Source organism: Halomonas qaidamensis, assembly GCF_025917315.1.
GTDB classification, from domain to species: Bacteria; Pseudomonadota; Gammaproteobacteria; order Pseudomonadales; family Halomonadaceae; genus Vreelandella; species Vreelandella qaidamensis.
The window spans coordinates 1,908,150-1,927,160 of sequence record NZ_CP080627.1; the positions used below are offsets into that span (position 1 = coordinate 1,908,150).

The window sequence follows — 19,011 nt, forward strand, 5'->3', positions numbered from 1 at the left end:
GTCCAATTTACTTTTTAATTATTTTTCCTGTCGTGTTATCCATCCGATACTGGGCGATTGTCCCGTCTACAATCCGCCTCACCACTTCTCTAGCCGCATCAAGCTCCACATCAAACCATTCTCGGGGCCGGTAGGTGCTGCCATCGCGGCTGTGCAACAAGACATTCACTCGCTGCTGATGAAGCATGGCATGCACTAAACGCTCAAACCTTCTCGGATCGAGGTTGTAGCACTCAAAAGAAGCGACAATCTGCACTGGCGCTTCCAAATACGTCTGTTGCCTTTCCGCTCCGGCAAGGCGCTTCTCCAACGCTTTTTCTGAGTAGCCAATCTTGTGGAGGTTACGGATGCCCGCTAGTGCTGGATCTTTACTCAGCGAGCGTAAAATGTAGATGACGCCAGTCCGCTTATCATGATGGGTAATGCCTTGCATCGAGTCGAATGTGCTATCGGGACGCAAGATACGACGCCCTGTTGTGTCCTTATAAAGCGCTCTGGCAAGCGAACGAAGTAGCAGGTTGGATTCGGTGCCGTTATCAAAGATCACTCGCAGACGGGGATTGTAGCGGCCATTCTCCCCCTCATTAGCCCCCACTTCATCCACCAAACACATCATGCCGTTAACAACGAAGAAGTCGCCCTTCTCGATTTGCGATTCACGCTGAAAACGGATGGCCTCGGCATCACCTTCGGTGAGTTCGTCACGAACTTGGTCAAATAAGCCTGAGAACTGATAGAAATCAGAGCAATGCGTTCGTTGTGCGATCTCATCAGGCGAGTCTCGCTCGCTGCGTTCGGGAATATGAGTCATATCAAAGATTGACTCGACGCCCTCGTCACCGCTGCTCAACAGCCCTAGAGCATCACTGTTCCAAATGTCATCAAGCGAAGTAACGCTCTCAGGAGACAGGGACTCATCCGTCGTTGCAGGTTTAGTCGCCTCGGCCTCAACTAGCCCACCTTCCTCATATTGCAAGGCTTCAGCATCACGTTGTGCCGTCTCCCCCATATCCTTCTTAGCGCTATCTAAAAGCCCGAGCGAATCAACCTCTGCCAAAGCCCTAACATGTTCGGGATCGCGCCTTAGCGCTGCTAAATGAACCGCTAACGTAGCTTCGGACAAGTCATCAGCAGCTTGGTCCGGCTCACGCTCATTCTGTGTAACAAAGGACTCGACCGCCTTCAGTGTTGCCACCAAACGCTGGTCAGCAGAAGGCACAGAGGAAGAGATAGCTGAAACATCCAACAACCCCAACTCATCACTATCTGAAAAAATGTCATCTAGCGTTCGACGTTTTAACGGCTCCCGACGGGTTCTGATCATGCCGACGCCCCGCGCATCCTCTCTCGCTTCTTCTTTTGGATATAGGCCAGTGCTTCTGCGTAACGAACCTCCATGTGGTCATCGCTGTGAATCGAAGGCGGCTGCCCTTTCTCTTGAGTAAAAGCAACAATCTTCGGCCACAAAACAACAGCTTCCTCCTCGGACATCTGCGTCCGATTCCCGACCACCGTATCCTGAATGACTTTCAGCACAGGTGCGGTTAACGCTTTGGACAGGATCTCGTAGGCACCCTGGAAGGGGTTGATTTGATTAATCAGGTCGACATTAAGATGTTCGATATTGACGAATTTTTCGCCGATCTTGATGAACTGACGGCTACCCTTAACTTGGTCATTTCCAGCGTTATCCGCAAATTCTCGGCCATCTGGTGCCTGATCAGGATCTACCGGCTGACCATCACTATCAGTCTTATAAACTTGATTTGGCTCGTGGATTTCAGCCCCGTCCGGTAGATCTTCTTCACTAAACAAGCCGCCTGATGAACGAGCACCAATGGTGGTCAGGACAGTCTCGCGCAATAACTCCTGCTCGCCCTCATCTAAATCAGGGTGCATCCGCTCGATGATCTTCGGTAGCTCAACCTGATTGATAACTTCTGGCTCGGCGTCTTCTTTAACGGCTGTAGCGGCTACTTCCGGCTTTTGTAGCAAAGCCGCAATGATGTCTTCCTGGCCTCCAGACTCCAAAATTCCCATTACCCTGTCGGATACTGGCTTCTGGGTGTCATCAATGATGACTGTATTTGGAGCGACCTCTTCATTTGGCCTCATGCGTGAACGTGGCTTGAAGGACACGCTAGGAGCCAGCACCTGCTCCATTAAGAGCGACACCGTTATAGCCTTGAGCAAATTATTGACGCTGACTTTTACATCCTTGTCGTCAGCATTCGGCTCGGCGATCAGGTTGGTAAATTGGGCGTGAGTTTTACCTTCACTATCACGAGTAGCCCGTCCAATGATCTGGACGATTTCAGTCATTGAATTACGGTAGCCGATGGTCAACACATGCTCGCAATAAGGCCAGTCAAAACCTTCTTTAGCCATTCCCAGGGCGATGATCACATCAACATCTTCAGGACGCTCAACATTGCGGAGATATTCTTGGACATCTCGACGGACAGGCGTATCAGTCACTAGGTCAGCGACCTTTAATACTTTGCCGCTAGGGTGTCGCACCGTCACGATACCCGTCTGACTGTCCTGCACTTCTACTTCACCCAGGGCATCCAGAATGTGGTCGACCTCGCCATACTTGTCTTTGGTGCTTTCCATGCTATTAACATTGGGAATATGAACGATGGTCTTTTTGTTAGGATCAAGCACCTCCCGAATGGCATCCAGATAGCCACCTTGATAGAAGTGGTAGCCAATACCTAGCGATTTGAGGTAACGGTAGCCGTTTAGCTGCTCGTAATAGGTGTAGGTCACCTTATCGAACGCGGCTTCATCATCAGGAAGCAAAATGGGAGCAGCATCACCACGGAAATAGCTGCCTGTCATGGCGACAATATGCGCATCGGAGCCGCGCATGAGGTCATCAATCAAGCCCCCCAGCCGGTTCCCTTCATCGACGGAAACATGGTGGAATTCATCAATGGCGACCAGACAGCCATCAAAATCAGAGGCTTTCAGCTTGGCAAACGCATACCGCAAAGTAGCGTGAGTGCAGACCAGGGTGCGGGCGTTAGGGTCATCCAGGAAGCGACAGAAGGTATCCACCTTGCCGCTATCACTGCCCGCTCGGCATAGATCGTAGCGATCATCGACATGCCAGTCAGCATCAAAGCCGTGGAACGTCAGGTCGGTGTTCTTAAAAGATGCGCCAATCGACATCTCTGGCACGGCAACAATGGCCTTGCGCAACCCTAGATGATGCAACTTGTATAACGCCAGAAACATCAAGGCACGGGATTTACCGGAGGCAGGCGGCGCTTTCAGTAGCAGATATTGGCTATCGCGCTTTTCATAGGCTCTCGCCTGCATTTCGCGCATACCCAGGGCATTGCTGGTAGCACTCTTTCCATTGCGGGCGTATTCAACCTTGATCAGCTCAGCCATACCTTATCCCTCCGTGGTAGTGGTTTTACTTGTTTTCTTGGTAGTTCCGGCCTTGGCGACCTTTTCCGCCTCAATCAGTTTTTCATAGCGGACCAGCAAGTATTCCTGGCGTTCAGCCGCATCACGGAAGGGACGATCCCTATACAGCTTTTCAACAGCCCGATCGAGTGCCTGATGCGCTTCTAAAAGATTTTCGGGCATTTTGTCAGGGTCGTAGAGATGTGCAATTGTTTTATCAGGATGGGCAGCTCGTGCTAGAACGACAGCTCGTCCGAGCTTTTCTATTTCTTTTTGCTGAGACTGAGAGGCCTCTGGCCATGGAAAATTGTTATATACGAGCGACGCAGAATAACGATAGTCACTCTTAAGACGCCCACCAACTAAGCGAAGCCACTCAGAGTGCATCAGGGACGATAAAATTGAAAAGTCGTATACCTTGCCGTTTGGAATAGTAAATACAAGGTCAGTAGCAATAATTGAGTGGTGAAAAATCCCCACTGGCGCGTAATGTCTACGTGCTGAAGAAACCTTTGGAATGAGAATATAATCCCCTTCCTTCGGCTGAGCCACTTGCAAAAACAGATGAGGTCTTTCAGCACCTTTCAAGGCTGCTGAATGTCCAGCTTTGATTCGAATATTTCGAACTGCATCAATTCTTTTTTTTATAATTGGGATTGATTTTATTTCTTCTGGGGCATCGACTAGCCATAAACACCATCGTTGACTCCCCCGAAAAAACTCCTGAGACCCTATTAATGGTCGTATCCATGTTGATAGAGAAGGCTCGCTATTGACCATCTCCTCTTTTTCAAGTTTAGATAAAATAAAATTGCCACCATCAGTTGGCTGGCTTCCCCGAATCATTTTAATTGCGCCGGATATTGGTTGAGTTCTGCTTGAAATAATAGTGTTCCCACCCTCAGTAAGATAAGGACTGATATTATCAACCTTACGCAGCCTCCATTCTCCTTCTAACAATTGATAAAGGCTTTTATTTTTTCTTGCTCCCAACCTACTGAGTCCAATTATAGCCACATGAACCCCTGCGTTAACTTGCGCACTGTTGCGCCACGGAAAGGTCTGATAGGCAAAGGAAATCTCGATGTTTGATTGGATAACCTTCGGCCAAAGCGTAGCTACTTGCTGTCCTTGGAAAAGAGAATTTGTTGTAACAAATGCTGCCTCACCACCATTACATATATATCGTGCCGCTAGCCAAACCCAGCAAGCTACATAGTCAAGATATCCAATTGAGCTGAAGCTTTTAAAGATGTTTTTCATATCTTTTGTTTGCTCTTCCGACCTTCCGGTAGTGCCATGAAAGGGTGGATTGCCACATACATAGATGTCGGTCTCACTATCCTGCTTACACACATCAGCCCATTCAACTGTCAGACTGTTTGCATGAACTAAATTGGCTGAATCTTTTAGCGGTAGAAGAGGCTCTACATGACCAAATTCTTTCGCAAATAGTGAATTCATTTGATGCTCAGAAAGCCACAGAGATAGCTGTGCTATCTCATGGGCAAAGTCGTCAATTTCAATACCGTAGAACTGACTTAGCCGAATTCCACTCATAAATATTTCTTGTTGGCCAGACAACTCCTGAAGTGCTCGGAATATAGCCATCTCCAAACGTCTTAACTCTTTGTAGGCAATGATCAGAAAATTGCCCGACCCCATCGCCGGGTCAAACACCTTGATACGTGCCAGTCGCTCCAACAAGGCTTCCAACTTCTTACGGTTGCCCTTCGCCTTCTGCAGCTCTGCGTAGAGCTTGTCGAGGAACAGAGGGCGGATCACCTTCATGATATTCGGCACAGAGGTATAGTGCTGGCCTAGCGAATCGCGACTTTCTTCATCTACCACCGCCTGGAACATCGAACCGAAAATATCAGGATTTACTGCTTCCCAAGCGAGTTGACCACACTCGATCATCATCCGACGGCCTTTGCCGCGAATTTCTGGCACGGGAAGGTCATCGCGGAAAAGACCGCCGTTGACGTAGGGGAACTGCGTGACGTGGGCAGGCAGGTCAGCCGGACGCTCTTCCTCGGGCTGATTCATAATACGGAAAAGCTGGACAAGCAGATCCGACAACCCCTCACCGCTCTCGCCGCTGGCTTCCGTAACCACCTTGGTGAAGGCGTTCTTGGGAAAGATCCCCGTATCCTCGGCGAAGTAGCAGAACAGCAGGCGTGTCAGGAAGACATTAAGTCCGTGCAGCTGCTCCGGCGTGTTGAACTCGTTGATCTCCTTCAGACGGTCGAACAGCCGCCCCATCTTGGCCGCCGCCTTCAGGTCTGCCGAGGCTTCAGTGAAGTGTTTGGTGCGTTCTAACCCCGCCATAGGCGCAAAGAATAGGTATTGCGTGGCCAAATCGCTAAACGGCACTTCCAGACGCTCACTGGACTTGGTATCCAACGCTGTCAGCTCGTGAAAGTCTGTAATAACCAGAAAGCGGCATTTGTGTCGGGCTGGCTCATCTTCATCTGCCAACACTTGCAGCGCTTCATGGACACTCTCGCCCTGCTGCACCGGCATGAAGTAAAGCCAGTTTTTTAACGCAACATGGCCCTCGCCCATTCGGCTGGCGACGTTTCGCTGCCCGCCATTACGAACTTGCGTGATGGTTGCCTTTGGAAAGCCGTAAGCGTCAAGGAATGCATAAATAAACTCACTTTTGTCGGCATCTGGCTTCGTTGCCGCTTTCAGCGTATCCATACAATAAGTCTGATCAAAAGCCATGCGCCCACATCTCCCCTACTGCTAGCTCTCACTGAGCTTTAGTGCATTTTTATTAGAGTCTACTTAGGCAACCACTGCGTGTCACTTACAAGCAAGTCTATTGGACAGGGTCTCTTGCAGAGACTAGGCACTATATGGCTACAAAGCATTGACTACTAGCATGTTAATGAATAATTGCAAAACAACCTCAAGCAACTGATTTTATTTAAATTTATTTCTAGACGAGCCTTAAGAAAATCAAACACGATGTTTTTGACACGCACAAAAAAACCAGCCCGTTTGGACTGGTTTCTTGGCTAGATTTCAAAATCAGAGGGTGTTGTGAACCGGTGATTTTGGATTCTATATGGATTCACGACCTGAATTTGAGTGATTTTCCTGACTCTCTACTTCTCGTAAGTCCTTGATTTAACTGGTCGGAGTGACAGGATTCGAACCTGCGACCTTTGCAACCCCATTGCAACGCGCTACCAAGCTGCGCCACACTCCGGTGTCTTAATTAGCAACGACTGTTAACCAACATCGTTTGCTTCAAGACGGTGCGTATACTAGCGTTTTATTAACCAAATGAAAAGCTCTTTTTGCGCTTTCTTTTCAATTGGTTGCCGCTTGCGCTCAATCGATGCTTTTCAGTAACGATGCCATTGCATCATATACCTTGGGCGTGGTGACAAGCAGTTGCTTTGGGTACAAGTCAGCTGGCACGCCGTCTGGCACGTCTGTTAAGTGGCCTACTTTTGCGCCTGCTTCGCGGGCGATTACCCAGCCCGCAACAAAGTCCCACGGGGAAACACTTTCGTAATACGCATCTAAGCGCCCACAGGCAACGTCGCACAAATCAATCGCAGCGGCACCGTTACGGCGAACATCCTGGCAGTTCGTCAATACGGCTTCTAAACGAGGCAAGAGTTGTTTGCGGGCCTCTTTATCATAGGGAAAGCCGGTCGCTACCAGGGTACTTTCAAGCGTCTCCGCCTGGCTTGGTTTGATCGGCTGCTGATTGCAAAATGCTCCTAGCCCTTGCGCGGCACTAAAGGTATCACCTAGAAAAGGCGCATGAACAACACCAACTTTACCAATGCCATCTTCAATCCAGCCTATCGATACGGCCACATGGCGCAGGCCTTGAGCAAAGTTAACGGTACCATCGATGGGGTCCACCACCCACAGCTGCTTAGCGGGGGTTTGCAAGGCACGCTCGGGGCTTAACTCTTCGCTCAACCTTGCCTCACCAGGAAAATACTCTTCCAGGCGTTGGCTAATAAGCGTATCCACTGCCACATCCACATCAGTGACCAGCTCAATGCCGCCTTTCAAACGCTGGCTAAAGTCTTGCTGTTCACGGGCGCGACGAATCATGTCGCCCGCTTCTTCTGCAATACGCACTGCCAGCGCCAGCCGCGCTTCTAGGGTATAGGCCGTCATTAACGCTCCTTACTTGTTGCACGTTAGCTAATATCAACTCAGCATAAGCGGTGGCGTTTGGCATTACTATGACAGTAAGCAAATCCATTATTAACGAAGCGCATTTACCAACACATCGACAACAACGCGGGTAGCAGCTTCAATAAGCACCACATCGGCCCCAACCCGCTCCCACTCGTAGCCTGGGTATTGGGGCAGTTGGGATGCCAGTTGGCCATCAAAACGTTTGGCAATGCCTGGGGGCAGCGGCTTACCGCGTTCTACGTTGCGCTGTGAGCCGGGCGGTAAAGGCTGGGCACGCGGCGCATCGTATTGGCGTAGAAGGTGCAACAACTCACGCTCGTTGATACGGGGAAGATCTATACCACGCTCATCACGATGGCGACGCTCGTAGCGTCCTAAATCTTGCTCATTACGCTGGCGCTCAGAATGGTGACCGTTATTGTCTCTAGCACCATGTGCGGGTGCGTGAGCAGGCTGTGCAATAGCCGCTATCTGCCAAAATAGAGTGAAAACTAATAGGCAAGCGCTAAGGGGGATCGATCTCATCATTGGCTCCTTCTGGTCAGGAGCGTTAAGTGTAGAGAGCAAATGCGCAGGCAGTGTGAAGGTTTAGAAAGAGCTAGCGAAAAACAAAGTGAGCTAAGGGGCTACCACCCGCTCAACGCGCCCCTGCTGAGTGATTTGGGCTTGAACGCTCTGGCGTTGGGTATCAATCAGCAGCGCGGTATTTTCTCCTTCGAATATGCCACCAAACGCTGCGGCCACAGCCGCTTGATTGGGCTGGCCATCCCCACCAATGGCGCAAGCACCAAACGCAAACGGTACCAAGGTATCGTCAAGGTGGTCACTTGCTAAGACCTGGGTCTTAAACGAGCCGAGCTCCCGCTGACAAGCGCCAAACGCGGAGTGGTCAAGGTAGGTTAAGTAGGCGGGAAGGCCTAGGCCTGACAAAATAGAAACAATTGCAATAACTGTAAGAAGTTCGATGAGAGTAAAACCACTCACTTTTCGGTTATTATACATACATAGCACCAAAAATTAAGCTGCCCCTAAGGCAGCTTAATTTAAATAAACTATTGGAAGATCAAGTAGCTGGTGCATCAGCCGTGTCAGTACTGATTTTTCCCTGTGAAGTTACATATACACTCGGGGCGCGGCCAGTTTCTATTGCCAGATTCGCAGAATCAGGAGCGGCGGTGCCTAAAAAATATGTTGCCAAAGAAGTGAGCTGAGGATCCGTAGGCTCACAAGCTTGGAAATCGTAGTTATCCGGGTTATTAGGATCATTTGGATCTACATTTGAAGCAACAACCAACGAACGGAACGAATTCAATTCCGCAACACAAGCATTCGCCTCCGCCCTATCCAGATAATTCCCATACTGCGGCACGCCGACAGCGGCCAAAATACCGATGATCGCGACAACGATCAGCAGCTCAATCAGGGTGAAACCGCGTTGCTTAAAGCGGCGCGGGTAGTGCGGTTGGGTAGTTTGCATCATAAGAATCCCTTGCAGTTGTTAATCATTTTTAGTTGGTGAGCAGCAACATTAGCTAATAGAAACTCGGCTAACATTATCCGACCCTTTTCAACTTGGCAATTAGCGATTTCATGCTGTTATTGCCCGCTATTCAGCCTTTTGAGCGAGTTAAGACTGCACTTTATCATGACGAGCACAAGTACCGTGCATAGGCCAAATATGGTACAAGGTGGCTTACATTCGCCATCCTGTCGAGACCACCATGAGCCACCCTGCCCCAGAGTCTACGCTAAGTCATGCGACCTCACATGGTGGTCTACGCGGTATTGCTAAACGACTTGTGAACCACGGTTCGCTTACCGATGCGCAGGCAGCCGTTGCTGAACAAACGGCGGCAGAACTCGAAATATCGCTACTTCAGCATGTCGTGGACAGCGGCTTGGTAGAAACCCATGCTGCTGCGCTGGCCGCCGCCTGGGAGTACGGTTTACCGGTTGTGGATCTTGATGCTATTCGTATTAATGCCCTGCCACCCGCCAACGACTATCCCGTTAAAATTTTAGAACGATTAGACATTCTGCCCCTGGCACGCCACGGGCATCGTCTTACCGTTGCGGTGCCCTACCCCGCAACGCTTACCCAGCTTGATGAGCTGCAGTTTGCTACCGGGCTAAGTGTTGATGGCGTACTGGCACCCGCTGACCAGCTAAAGAGCACTCTGACGCAGTACCTAGCGCAAAATGAACGCAGCATGCTGGATGAGCTGGAAAACGTTGACGACGCCGTCAGCGCACTCAATATCGTTCAGCTTGGCGAAGATGAGGCGACATTTGATAAGGCAATAAAAGATAGCGAAGACGCCCCGGTGGTTAAATTCGTTAACAAAATATTGCTTGATGCCATCAGCCGTGGCGCGTCCGATATTCACTTTGAGCCTTATGAAACCCAGTACCGGGTGCGCTTTCGTATCGATGGCATGCTAATTGAAATTGCGCGCCCGCCTTTCGCGCTGCGACACCGTATTGCAGCCCGTTTAAAAATCATGTCACGACTAGATATTTCTGAACGCCGCCTGCCTCAGGATGGCGCGATTAAGCTACAGCTTTCCCGTACCCGCTCAATTGATTTCCGGGTGAACTCACTGCCCACCGTGTTTGGTGAGAAAATAGTATTGCGCCTGCTAGACCCAGCCTCTGCGCAGTTGGGCATCGAACAGCTAGGCTTTAGCCCTGAACAGCAGGCCGCCTATGAGCACGCCCTAAAGAAGCCACAAGGGATGATTCTGGTGACGGGGCCTACCGGTAGCGGTAAAACCGTCACGCTTTACACAGGCATTAATATTCTCAACCAAATCGAGCGCAATATTTGTACCGCAGAAGACCCGGTCGAAATTAAAGTATCCGGCATTAACCAAGTGAACGTTCTTCCTAAAATCGGCCTAAACTTTGCCAGCGCGCTGCGTGCCTTTTTGCGTCAAGACCCGGATGTCGTGATGGTAGGCGAGATTCGTGACTTAGAAACCGCCGAAATTGCCGTGAAAGCAGCCCAAACAGGCCACTTGGTGCTATCTACCGTACACACTAACTCAGCGGCTGAAACACTAACCCGTTTAGCCAATATGGGCGTTGCGTCTTATAACATTGCCAGCTCGGTGAGTTTAATCATTGCCCAGCGCTTAGCACGTAAGCTATGCAACCTGTGTAAAAAGCCCGCCAATATGCCAGCGGAAGCACTGCGAAAAGCTGGTTTTAGCCAGCAGGATATTCGTAATGGCACTATTTACACGGCAGTTGGCTGCAAACAGTGTACTCAAGGTTATAAAGGGCGTATTGGCATTTACGAAGTAGTGCCAATTACCGATGCTATGCGCCAGTTGATCATGCGCGATGGCAACGCGCTGGATATTGACCAGCAAGCCCGCCGTGAAGGCTACCCCAGCCTGTATCAGCGCTGTTTAAGCCGCGTGTTGGATGGCAGCACTAGCCTGGAAGAAGTTAACCGCATTAGTAAGGAGTAACGCGCGACATGGCTAACGCTAAAGCACGCCGCATAAAGCCAGCGCCGCTGCATCGCTGGAAGTGGGAAGGCAAAGGGCCACAAGACCGAGCAATGCGCGGCGAGCTAATTGGGCGCACTAAACCCGATATTGTTGAACAGCTGGCTAAGCAGCGTATTGTCGCTACAAAGGTGCAAAAGCGCAGTAGCTTTAGCGGCCGAGGCAAAGTCACAAACGTCGACATTATGATTTTTGCCCGGCAAATGGCTACCATGGTGCGGGCTGGTATACCTATTCTTCAAGCGCTACAGGCCGTTTCGGAAAGCCTAAAAAAACCCGCCATGGTGGCACTCACCCAGCAAATTATGGAAGACGTTTCTTCAGGCGATAGCCTTTCCAGCGCCATGGCAAAACACCCCAAACAATTTGACCGCCTGTTTGTTAACCTAGTGGAAGCGGGGGAACAAGCAGGTGCGCTTGACCAGATGCTAGAGCGCATTGCCAGCTACAAAGAGAAAGTTGAATCGCTCAAAAATCGCGTTAAAAAAGCACTCTGGTACCCTACAGCAGTAATGACCATTGGCGTTGCGGTTACCATGCTGTTGCTTATCAAAGTCGTACCTGAATTTGAAAGCATGTTCCAAGGTTTTGGCGCGGAACTGCCTGCGCTTACGCAATTCACTGTTAACTTATCAGAGATAGCCCAGACATATTGGTTACACGCCTTAGGCGCGCTAATCGCCAGTTTTATACTCCTTAAAGCTGCTGTACGGCGATCATCCCGCGTTGCCTATCGGTTGGACAGTCTAATGCTTCACCTACCTATCCTTGGCGATATTTTGCATAAGTCGGCTGTCTCACGGTTTACCCGCACCTTAGCGACTACCTTTACATCAGGTGTTCCACTGATAGAGGGGCTTGAAACCGCCGCTGGGGCAGCGGATAACCGGGTTTACATTAAGGCCATTAATGAGGTGCGCCAAGATGTGACTACCGGGCAACAGCTACATTTTGCAATGCGTATGACCAACCGATTTCCCGCCCTGGCTGTACAAATGGTCAGCATTGGTGAAGAAGCGGGTTCGTTGGATGCGATGCTAAACCGTGTTGCCGATTACTACGAAGAAGAGGTTGATAACAAAGTCGATGCCCTGACCTCGTTAATGGAACCTATTATTATCGTAGTACTGGGTGCTCTGGTCGGTGGCGTGGTCGTTTCCATGTATTTGCCTATCTTCGAAATTGGCACCGCTCTATAAATCATCCCTCTACTGGCATTTTCACACATAGCAGGAGCACCATGGGCTTACCGCCGAGCGTTATTACTCTTTTTGCGTTACTGATTGGCCTCTGTTTTGGCAGTTTTCTTAATGTTGTCATCACCCGCTTGCCCGTGATGTTAATGCGTAGCTGGCGCAGTGAGGCACGCGCCTCTCTTGAGTTACCCGAAGAGTCGTCACCCCGCTTTAATCTTGCGACCCCTGGATCGATGTGCCCGCGTTGCGAACAGCCCATTGCCTGGCACGACAATCTTCCCTTGGTAGGCTGGTTAAAAAGAAGGGGCAAGTGCGCGCATTGCCAAACGACCATTAGCGCCCAATATCCGCTCGTTGAGCTAATGGGCGGACTGCTTGCCGTAGTTGTTGTTATGTTACATGGGGCTACGCTAAGCGCGGCGTTTATTTATGGCGCTTGTTTGACGCTACTTGCCTTGGCAGTCATTGATTTTCGCACCTATTTACTGCCTGATATATTGACCTTGCCACTGCTATGGGCTGGCTTGGTATACCAGCTACTTTTTCAGCCTCTGTTGCTATCAGGCGCTGTCATGGGCGCAATAGCGGGCTATCTTGTGCTGTGGAGCTTTTATTGGCTGTTTAAGCTAGTAACCGGTAAAGAAGGCATGGGCTATGGGGATTTCAAATTGCTCGCAGCACTTGGCGCTTGGTTAGGTTGGGGTATGTTACCGCTGTTGCTTATTTTATCGGCAGGCGTTGGCGCAATAGTTGGATTAGTAGCCCAGGCCCTCTCCCCACGCTTACGTGGACAACCTCTCCCCTTTGGCCCCTTTCTCGCCCTGGCGGGCTGGGTTTGCTTACTTGTCGGCAACGAGTTAATGGCACTGTATACGTCGTTGCTTTATTAACCCTCACGCCAATTTTGGTTCGTCCTTTTTGGGAGCTTGCATGATCATTGGGCTAACAGGTGGTATTGGCTCGGGGAAGTCTACCGTTGCTCGGGCGTTTGCAGAACTGGGTATTGGCTGGGTGGATGCCGATGATGTGGCAAGAGAAGTCGTTGCCCTTGGTGAACCTGCGCTAACAGCCATTGCCGAACACTTTGGCACCCACGTTTTGAATACCGATGGCACGCTAAACAGATCAGCACTGCGCACCATCATTTTTGAAGACCCTCAACAACGCCAGTGGTTAGAATCTGTCACCCATCCCAGGGTTCGTGAGCGTCTACTTTTGCATATTAACCGCCTAAAGCAGCACTCTCCTTACGTTCTACTTGTATCGCCACTGCTGTTTGAATCTGGACAAGATAAGCTTGTTGATCGCACGTTAGTCATCGATGTCCCCGAATCGCTCCAGTTGGAACGCACGCTTGCACGGGATGGCGTGAGTGAAAACCAGGTGCGTGCTATCCTCGCCGCCCAACTTCCACGCGAAGAGCGACTTGCTAAAGGCGATGATGTTATCGATAACAGTGGGAACCACGCTGATATGATGCGCCAAGTCGTTAAGCTGGATCAGCGTTATCGGGCAACATGTGATTAACAACTGTTCCATTCTTGCGTCAGCTTTTGGCACAGTAATAATAGTAGCTTTAAAATAGGAGTATTAAATGCCTATACCGGCAAACGATTCACCGCTTGAGGTTGCTTGCCCTCAATGCGGCAAAAAAATCATCTGGGGGCCAGAAAGCACCTATCGCCCTTTTTGTAGCAAGCGCTGCCAACTGCTTGATTTAGGTGCTTGGGCGGAAGAGTCGCATCGCATTGCAGGTGAATCTGCCATGGACGAAGCAGACTTGGATACTCTGCTTGCTCAAGCGGATAGAGATGCGCCACTTTCTTAAAGAATGACTTAGGTATTAAGTATCATCTTAGCGCTTAACTAACGTCCTAGGGCTTAAGGAACGTCTTAGGTAACAGCATAAGTGCTTTATTATTGATACCTTAACTTCCTTTAGCGGTGATCAGAAAGAGTGTTGCTGATAAAGTGGTGCTGATAGAGTGTCACTTTACTCGCATTAAGGCCCGCCCATGACTGATGCTCCGCTGTCTTTGTATCACCTACTCCATGAGCTTGATACACACTTTGACCAACTGGTGGCCACTATTGAGCAGGCCGCAGCGCTGTATGAAGCTCACCAACCGCCTACCTGGCGATTTCAGCATGCCTCTAGCAACTCTTTTTGGCTGCGTGAAGCACTGCTAGATATGTGGCATCAGCAAGGTCAAGATGGACGCGAAACACGTAATTATATAGCTGTTATTGCCGCTGATACTGCATTAATTGATGCGTGTCATCATATTAACCATGCAAAAGCGCGCATCAGCGATCTGCTTGCTCATATTAAACAAGCTCACCCAAATGCATTGAATGATGCCAAATCGCGCCTGCCCCATCGCCACCCACATATTAATGATGTACTGCGTAAAAGCGGTTTTGCAAGGCTCCATCTAAAGCAGTGCTGGCGGCAACTCCCTATTGCCCCTGCGCCTGTGTCCAGAGTTAGGCTGGCGTGGTATAGCAGCGGTCGCTCAATTAAAAGAATAAGCGTTCAGGAAGCAGAACAAAAGTTATTGCAACTTGATAGCGACGCACCCCATATTCGTATACAGCTACGCAAGCTCGCCAATCTTCCAAGTGCAGAAATATTGGCACAGGTACAACCTCAGGCACCATTAATGCGCGCTAATCTGTTTTTTGTGGAGCCCCTGGATGATGGACACACGCGACGAGCGCTTAATATTGCCATGCCGTTGATAGTGCCTGCCAATGAAGGGCGGTTGCCGCACCTCAAAGCACCTGCCGAAACGCCTCCAACAACGCGAACTAGAGCCAAGCGGCGTGACGAAAAATTAGAAGAAAACGTTTACTTACCAAGTCTAAGAGTCTTTCGCTATCGCTAGGTAGCCATATATCTACCTAGTGAGTTGCTACTGGTGTCTTATCAAGCTCCCATAGCTGATAGTCAACGAGGATCTGAATGACCTCACTGACATCTCGCTCAGATAAACCATACTCTTCAATCAGTGCTTTTAGACGTTGATTAAATAAGCGATCCTGCTCACTCGCGCGTGCAGCTTGATCGTCAGCTTCTAATGCTGCAATTGAGCGTACTGGCGGTCCTGTGGGAATATCGAAACCGCTATTGGGATCTTCTAACTGACGCAACGCCTGAGCGAAGGCATCATCCAACTCACGAAACTTACGAAGCTTTTCACGCTCATCGAGCTGTTTTTGAACCTTTTGATATTTCATTGATGTTTCATTTACACCTTACTTGAAATGGACGACAAGCCTGCTGGTTAGGCCCTTTCCAGAGAGCTATGGTCAAACGCATAAAATCTTCGGGTAAACGTGACGTTGCTCTCTTCTCTCCGAAAAAAACAGCCAATCAACTCTCTTAATCGATTCTCTCAACCAACTATCTCAACCAACTATCTCAACCAACTATCTCAATCGACTATCTCTCATAGTGGGCGAGCATCTTGCTAGCAAATCAAACAGCAACTCACAATCACCATTCTCTAATATCACCGGACAGTGGTCTTATAGGTGATACACATAGGAGGCACTGGTGCTTTCTAAAAACGATACACATACATCGCTAATTGCAGTGTAGGCTAGGCAAACCAGCACAAGTAGAGGCGATAAGCCACTTGATCACCCTGGACACTGTTTAGTGCCGTACGGCCTTCACTGCTAGAACATCCTAAAGCAGCTCTATCTTCACTCAATTTACCAAATATAGCGCAAATTGCTGTTTGGTGCGGAGATAAATCCTAAAGCCGCGGGCGGGTAAAAAAGTACGCCTGGACAATAGATGCTAGGCCAGCCACATCGCACATTATCTAACGAGACGTTATCGTGCAGCCAGGACCTAAAGTTCACTTACGAACAGCCTGTGTTAAACAATGCGAAAATTCCCTTAAGGCTGCCTCTCGTCAAAAAGCTACTCATCATAAGCAGACCTTCAAAAAATCGCCTATCAAAACACGGGGCATGGCCAAAGGATTAACACCGCTTTCACTATCCATCATTAGGGTGCTAAGCCGTCACACTAATCTGCAAAATATCGATAAAATTTTGTAGAAGTCTTATACAACAGCCATAACATCAATAAACGGATGAATAAGTACTCAATAGCAGCGATTCATCGTAAATACGATAGCAGTGAATACGACGGCTATAAATACTATGATATCGAAAATATTCGCAATGTGTCATTTTCATCAGTCAGTCCAGCACGGCTACTAGACTAACTATCCAAACTAAAACCGGCACTTCTAATTAGAAATGCCGGCCCCGATTACTCAGTCTTCCATACGCTCAAGCCAAGATTCAACGGCTTCATCACCATGCTCGTCTTTCCAGCTACGCAAGCCTTTATGGTTACCGCCACGAGTTTCAATGACTTCGCCAGTATGTGGATTTTTATAAATTTTCAAGCGGCGTTTACGACGTGTTGAAGCCACTGCTGTGCCTTTAGAGCCGCGTTGTTCCGCGTTAGGGTCAAGCAATGCGATAACATCAGCAGGACGCTTACCAAACTCATTCATTAGTGCTTCAAGCTTAGCTTTAAACTCAAGCTCGCCTTTCAGGCGCTGGTCGCTTTCCAAACGCTGCAAATCTTCTTGCAGTTGTTTTAACTGCTGTTCCTTTTGAATATACTCATTTAATAGCGACATACTAATTCCTTTTTAGAGTAGGTTTAGCTGTGTGAGTTATTCGATTGACCAACTCAACACGCACAAGTTCAGGATGCGCATATATTATTGCTGTAAATGAGCTAACTGACAATAGTCTAGTTGATTTTGGCTTAATTACTAATCGATTTTATAGCTTAGGCTTAGTCATTACTAAAAGGGCAAGCTTTACACTCAGCCAAAACAATTACTAATCTCTGTTTAAAATCATACATATTTATAAAAAACGCCGCCCATTAGGGCGGCGTTTTTATAGGCTATCGACTAATTTATTAGTCTTGACCCATTTGCTGCTTGATCAAATCACCGATGGTGGTTGGACCACCCACTTCCGGCTCTTGGTCACGCAGTTTCTTCAGGTTTTGGCGAGTATCGTCTTGCTCTTTCGCTTTAACCGACAGATTAATCTGGCGGCTCTTACGATCGACGCTAACAATACGAGCTTCAACGCTGTCGCCTTCATTCAGCACATTGCGTGCGTCTTCAATGCGATCAGCACTGATTTCAGACGCTTTGAGGATAGCGATAACATCAGTCGCCAGCTCGACATGTGCTTCTTTAGCGTCTACTTCGACAATACGACCAGTAACGATGCTTCCTTTGTCATTTACTGACAGGTATTCAGCAACCGGATCAGAATCCATTTGCTTAATACCTAAGGAGATACGCTCACGCTCAGGGTCGATTGAAAGAATAACGGCTTCAGCTTCGTCACCCTTCTTGAAGTTACGAACCGCTTCTTCACCGGTTTCTGTCCAAGAGATATCAGACAGATGAACCAGACCATCAATACCGCCTTCAAGGCCGATAAAGATACCAAAGTCAGTGATTGACTTAATGGTACCGGAAACACGGTCGCCCTTGTTGTATTCAGCGTTGAATGTTTCCCATGGGTTAGCAGTGCACTGCTTGATACCCAGAGAAATACGACGACGCTCTTCGTCGATATCAAGAACCATAACGTCAACATCGTCGCCCACTTGGACAACTTTAGACGGATGGATATTCTTGTTAGTCCAGTCCATTTCTGAAACGTGAACCAGACCTTCAACGCCCTCTTCCAGCTCAGCAAAGCAGCCGTAGTCAGTCAGGTTAGTGACGACTGCGTGTACTTTGGTGCCTTCCGGGTAACGGTCTTTGATGTTGACCCAAGGATCTTCACCCAGCTGCTTAAGACCTAGCGATACGCGGTTACGCTCACGGTCAAACTTCAGTACTTTGACGTTGATCTCGTCGCCAACAGCAACGATTTCAGACGGATGCTTGATACGCTTCCACGCCATGTCGGTGATGTGAAGCAGACCATCAACGCCGCCTAAATCAACAAAAGCACCGTAATCAGTCAGGTTCTTAACGATACCTTTGATTTGCTGACCTTCCTGCAAGGTCGCCAGCAGTGCTTCGCGCTCAGCGCTGTTTTCTGCTTCTAGCACGGCACGACGCGAAACAACAACGTTGTTGCGCTTCGGATCAAGCTTGATAACTTTAAAATCTAGCTCTTTGTTCTCTAGGTGCGCAGTGTCGCGAACAGGGCGAACATCTACCAAAGAACCCGGCAAGAAGGCACGGATAGAGTCGACGTCGACAGTGAAGCCGCCTTTGACCTTACCGTTGATCACGCCCTTGATAACTTCATCTTTCTCGAAGGCCGCTTCCAGAATCTTCCAAGCTTCTGCGCGCTTGGCTTTTTCACGGGACAGACGCGTTTCACCGAAGCCATCTTCTACAGCTTCTAGAGCAACGTGTACGTCATCACCGATAGCGATGGTCAGTTCACCATTCTCATCGCGGAATTGTGATGCAGGGATCTGACCTTCAGATTTCAGACCAGCGTTAACGGTAACCCAGTCACCGTCAATGTCGACAACTTGAGCCGCGACAATAGCGCCTGGCTCCATGTTGATGTCGTTAAGAGACTGTTCAAACAGTTCAGCAAAGCTTTCGCTCATGGTTTTCCTACGTGATCAACGTTGTTGAGGCATAACTGCCTTCTCCGCACCACCAGCAAGTACG

The 19,011-nt window shown here is 49.1% G+C and carries 16 protein-coding genes and 1 tRNA gene; 6 read left to right on the forward strand and 11 right to left on the reverse strand.

Features of this window, described 5'->3' with window-relative positions:
- Window positions 1-7 precede the first annotated feature (7 nt).
- From K1Y77_RS08890 to K1Y77_RS17360, 8 genes are all read right to left on the reverse strand, one after another.
- Complete coding sequence (locus K1Y77_RS08890; protein WP_264428050.1) at window positions 8-1,324, reverse strand: GIY-YIG nuclease family protein; 1,317 nt, start codon at window positions 1,322-1,324, stop codon at window positions 8-10.
- The gene (locus K1Y77_RS08895; protein WP_264428052.1) at window positions 1,321-3,402 is read right to left on the reverse strand and encodes a DEAD/DEAH box helicase; all 2,082 of its coding nucleotides are present in this window, start codon (window positions 3,400-3,402) and stop codon (window positions 1,321-1,323) included. Before K1Y77_RS08895 ends, K1Y77_RS08890 begins: the two co-directional genes overlap by 4 nt.
- A 3-nt stretch (window positions 3,403-3,405) precedes the next feature.
- Window positions 3,406-6,150 carry a DNA methyltransferase gene (locus K1Y77_RS08900; RefSeq protein WP_264428054.1) on the reverse strand — a complete coding sequence of 915 codons (2,745 nt, stop codon included), beginning with the start codon at window positions 6,148-6,150 and terminating at the stop codon, window positions 3,406-3,408.
- A 413-nt stretch (window positions 6,151-6,563) separates the two neighbouring features.
- A tRNA-Pro gene (locus tag K1Y77_RS08905) sits at window positions 6,564-6,640 on the reverse strand.
- Window positions 6,641-6,765: 125 nt separating this feature from the next.
- Window positions 6,766-7,575: an inositol monophosphatase family protein gene (locus K1Y77_RS08910; RefSeq protein ID WP_264428057.1), complete on the reverse strand. Its 810-nt coding sequence runs from the start codon at window positions 7,573-7,575 to the stop codon at window positions 6,766-6,768.
- A gap of 90 nt (window positions 7,576-7,665) precedes the next feature.
- Entirely contained in the window at window positions 7,666-8,124 is a 459-nt protein-coding gene (locus K1Y77_RS08915) for an RcnB family protein (protein ID WP_264431451.1), read from the reverse strand.
- A gap of 93 nt (window positions 8,125-8,217) precedes the next feature.
- On the reverse strand, window positions 8,218-8,601 hold the full coding sequence (locus K1Y77_RS17355) for a pilin (protein WP_320055260.1): 384 nt from the start codon (window positions 8,599-8,601) through the stop codon (window positions 8,218-8,220).
- Between the two features lie 61 nt (window positions 8,602-8,662).
- The gene (locus tag K1Y77_RS17360) at window positions 8,663-9,079 is read right to left on the reverse strand and encodes a pilin (RefSeq protein WP_320055261.1); all 417 of its coding nucleotides are present in this window, start codon (window positions 9,077-9,079) and stop codon (window positions 8,663-8,665) included.
- A gap of 241 nt (window positions 9,080-9,320) precedes the next feature.
- Between K1Y77_RS17360 and pilB the strand changes: the two genes are divergently transcribed.
- The 6 genes from pilB (at window position 9,321) to K1Y77_RS08955 (ending at window position 15,198) form a co-directional block, all read left to right on the forward strand.
- Window positions 9,321-11,075 (forward strand): type IV-A pilus assembly ATPase PilB, encoded by a 1,755-nt coding sequence (pilB, locus tag K1Y77_RS08930; protein ID WP_264428059.1) that lies wholly within the window; start codon window positions 9,321-9,323, stop codon window positions 11,073-11,075.
- 8 nt (window positions 11,076-11,083) lie between these two features.
- Window positions 11,084-12,313, forward strand: a complete 1,230-nt coding sequence (locus K1Y77_RS08935; protein WP_264018216.1) for a type II secretion system F family protein — start codon at window positions 11,084-11,086, stop codon at window positions 12,311-12,313.
- A gap of 41 nt (window positions 12,314-12,354) precedes the next feature.
- Window positions 12,355-13,200, forward strand: coding sequence for a prepilin peptidase (locus K1Y77_RS08940; RefSeq protein WP_264428064.1), 846 nt, complete (start codon window positions 12,355-12,357; stop codon window positions 13,198-13,200).
- 40 nt (window positions 13,201-13,240) lie between these two features.
- Entirely contained in the window at window positions 13,241-13,837 is a 597-nt protein-coding gene (gene coaE, locus K1Y77_RS08945; RefSeq protein ID WP_264018214.1) for a dephospho-CoA kinase, read from the forward strand.
- A 67-nt stretch (window positions 13,838-13,904) separates the two neighbouring features.
- The gene (gene yacG, locus K1Y77_RS08950; RefSeq protein WP_030072834.1) at window positions 13,905-14,138 is read left to right on the forward strand and encodes a DNA gyrase inhibitor YacG; all 234 of its coding nucleotides are present in this window, start codon (window positions 13,905-13,907) and stop codon (window positions 14,136-14,138) included.
- A gap of 187 nt (window positions 14,139-14,325) precedes the next feature.
- Window positions 14,326-15,198, forward strand: a complete 873-nt coding sequence (locus tag K1Y77_RS08955; RefSeq protein WP_030072832.1) for a hypothetical protein — start codon at window positions 14,326-14,328, stop codon at window positions 15,196-15,198.
- A 16-nt stretch (window positions 15,199-15,214) separates the two neighbouring features.
- Here the strand turns inward: K1Y77_RS08955 and K1Y77_RS08960 are convergent, their stop codons facing one another.
- The 3 genes from K1Y77_RS08960 to rpsA all read right to left on the reverse strand — a co-directional run bounded on the left by K1Y77_RS08960 (window position 15,215) and on the right by rpsA (window position 18,947).
- Complete coding sequence (locus K1Y77_RS08960; protein ID WP_030072830.1) at window positions 15,215-15,550, reverse strand: hypothetical protein; 336 nt, start codon at window positions 15,548-15,550, stop codon at window positions 15,215-15,217.
- A 1,055-nt stretch (window positions 15,551-16,605) separates the two neighbouring features.
- Window positions 16,606-16,980: a histone-like nucleoid-structuring protein, MvaT/MvaU family gene (locus K1Y77_RS08965; RefSeq protein WP_264018213.1), complete on the reverse strand. Its 375-nt coding sequence runs from the start codon at window positions 16,978-16,980 to the stop codon at window positions 16,606-16,608.
- Window positions 16,981-17,270: 290 nt separating this feature from the next.
- Complete coding sequence (rpsA, locus tag K1Y77_RS08970) at window positions 17,271-18,947, reverse strand: 30S ribosomal protein S1 (protein ID WP_264428066.1); 1,677 nt, start codon at window positions 18,945-18,947, stop codon at window positions 17,271-17,273.
- Window positions 18,948-19,011 lie beyond the last annotated feature (64 nt).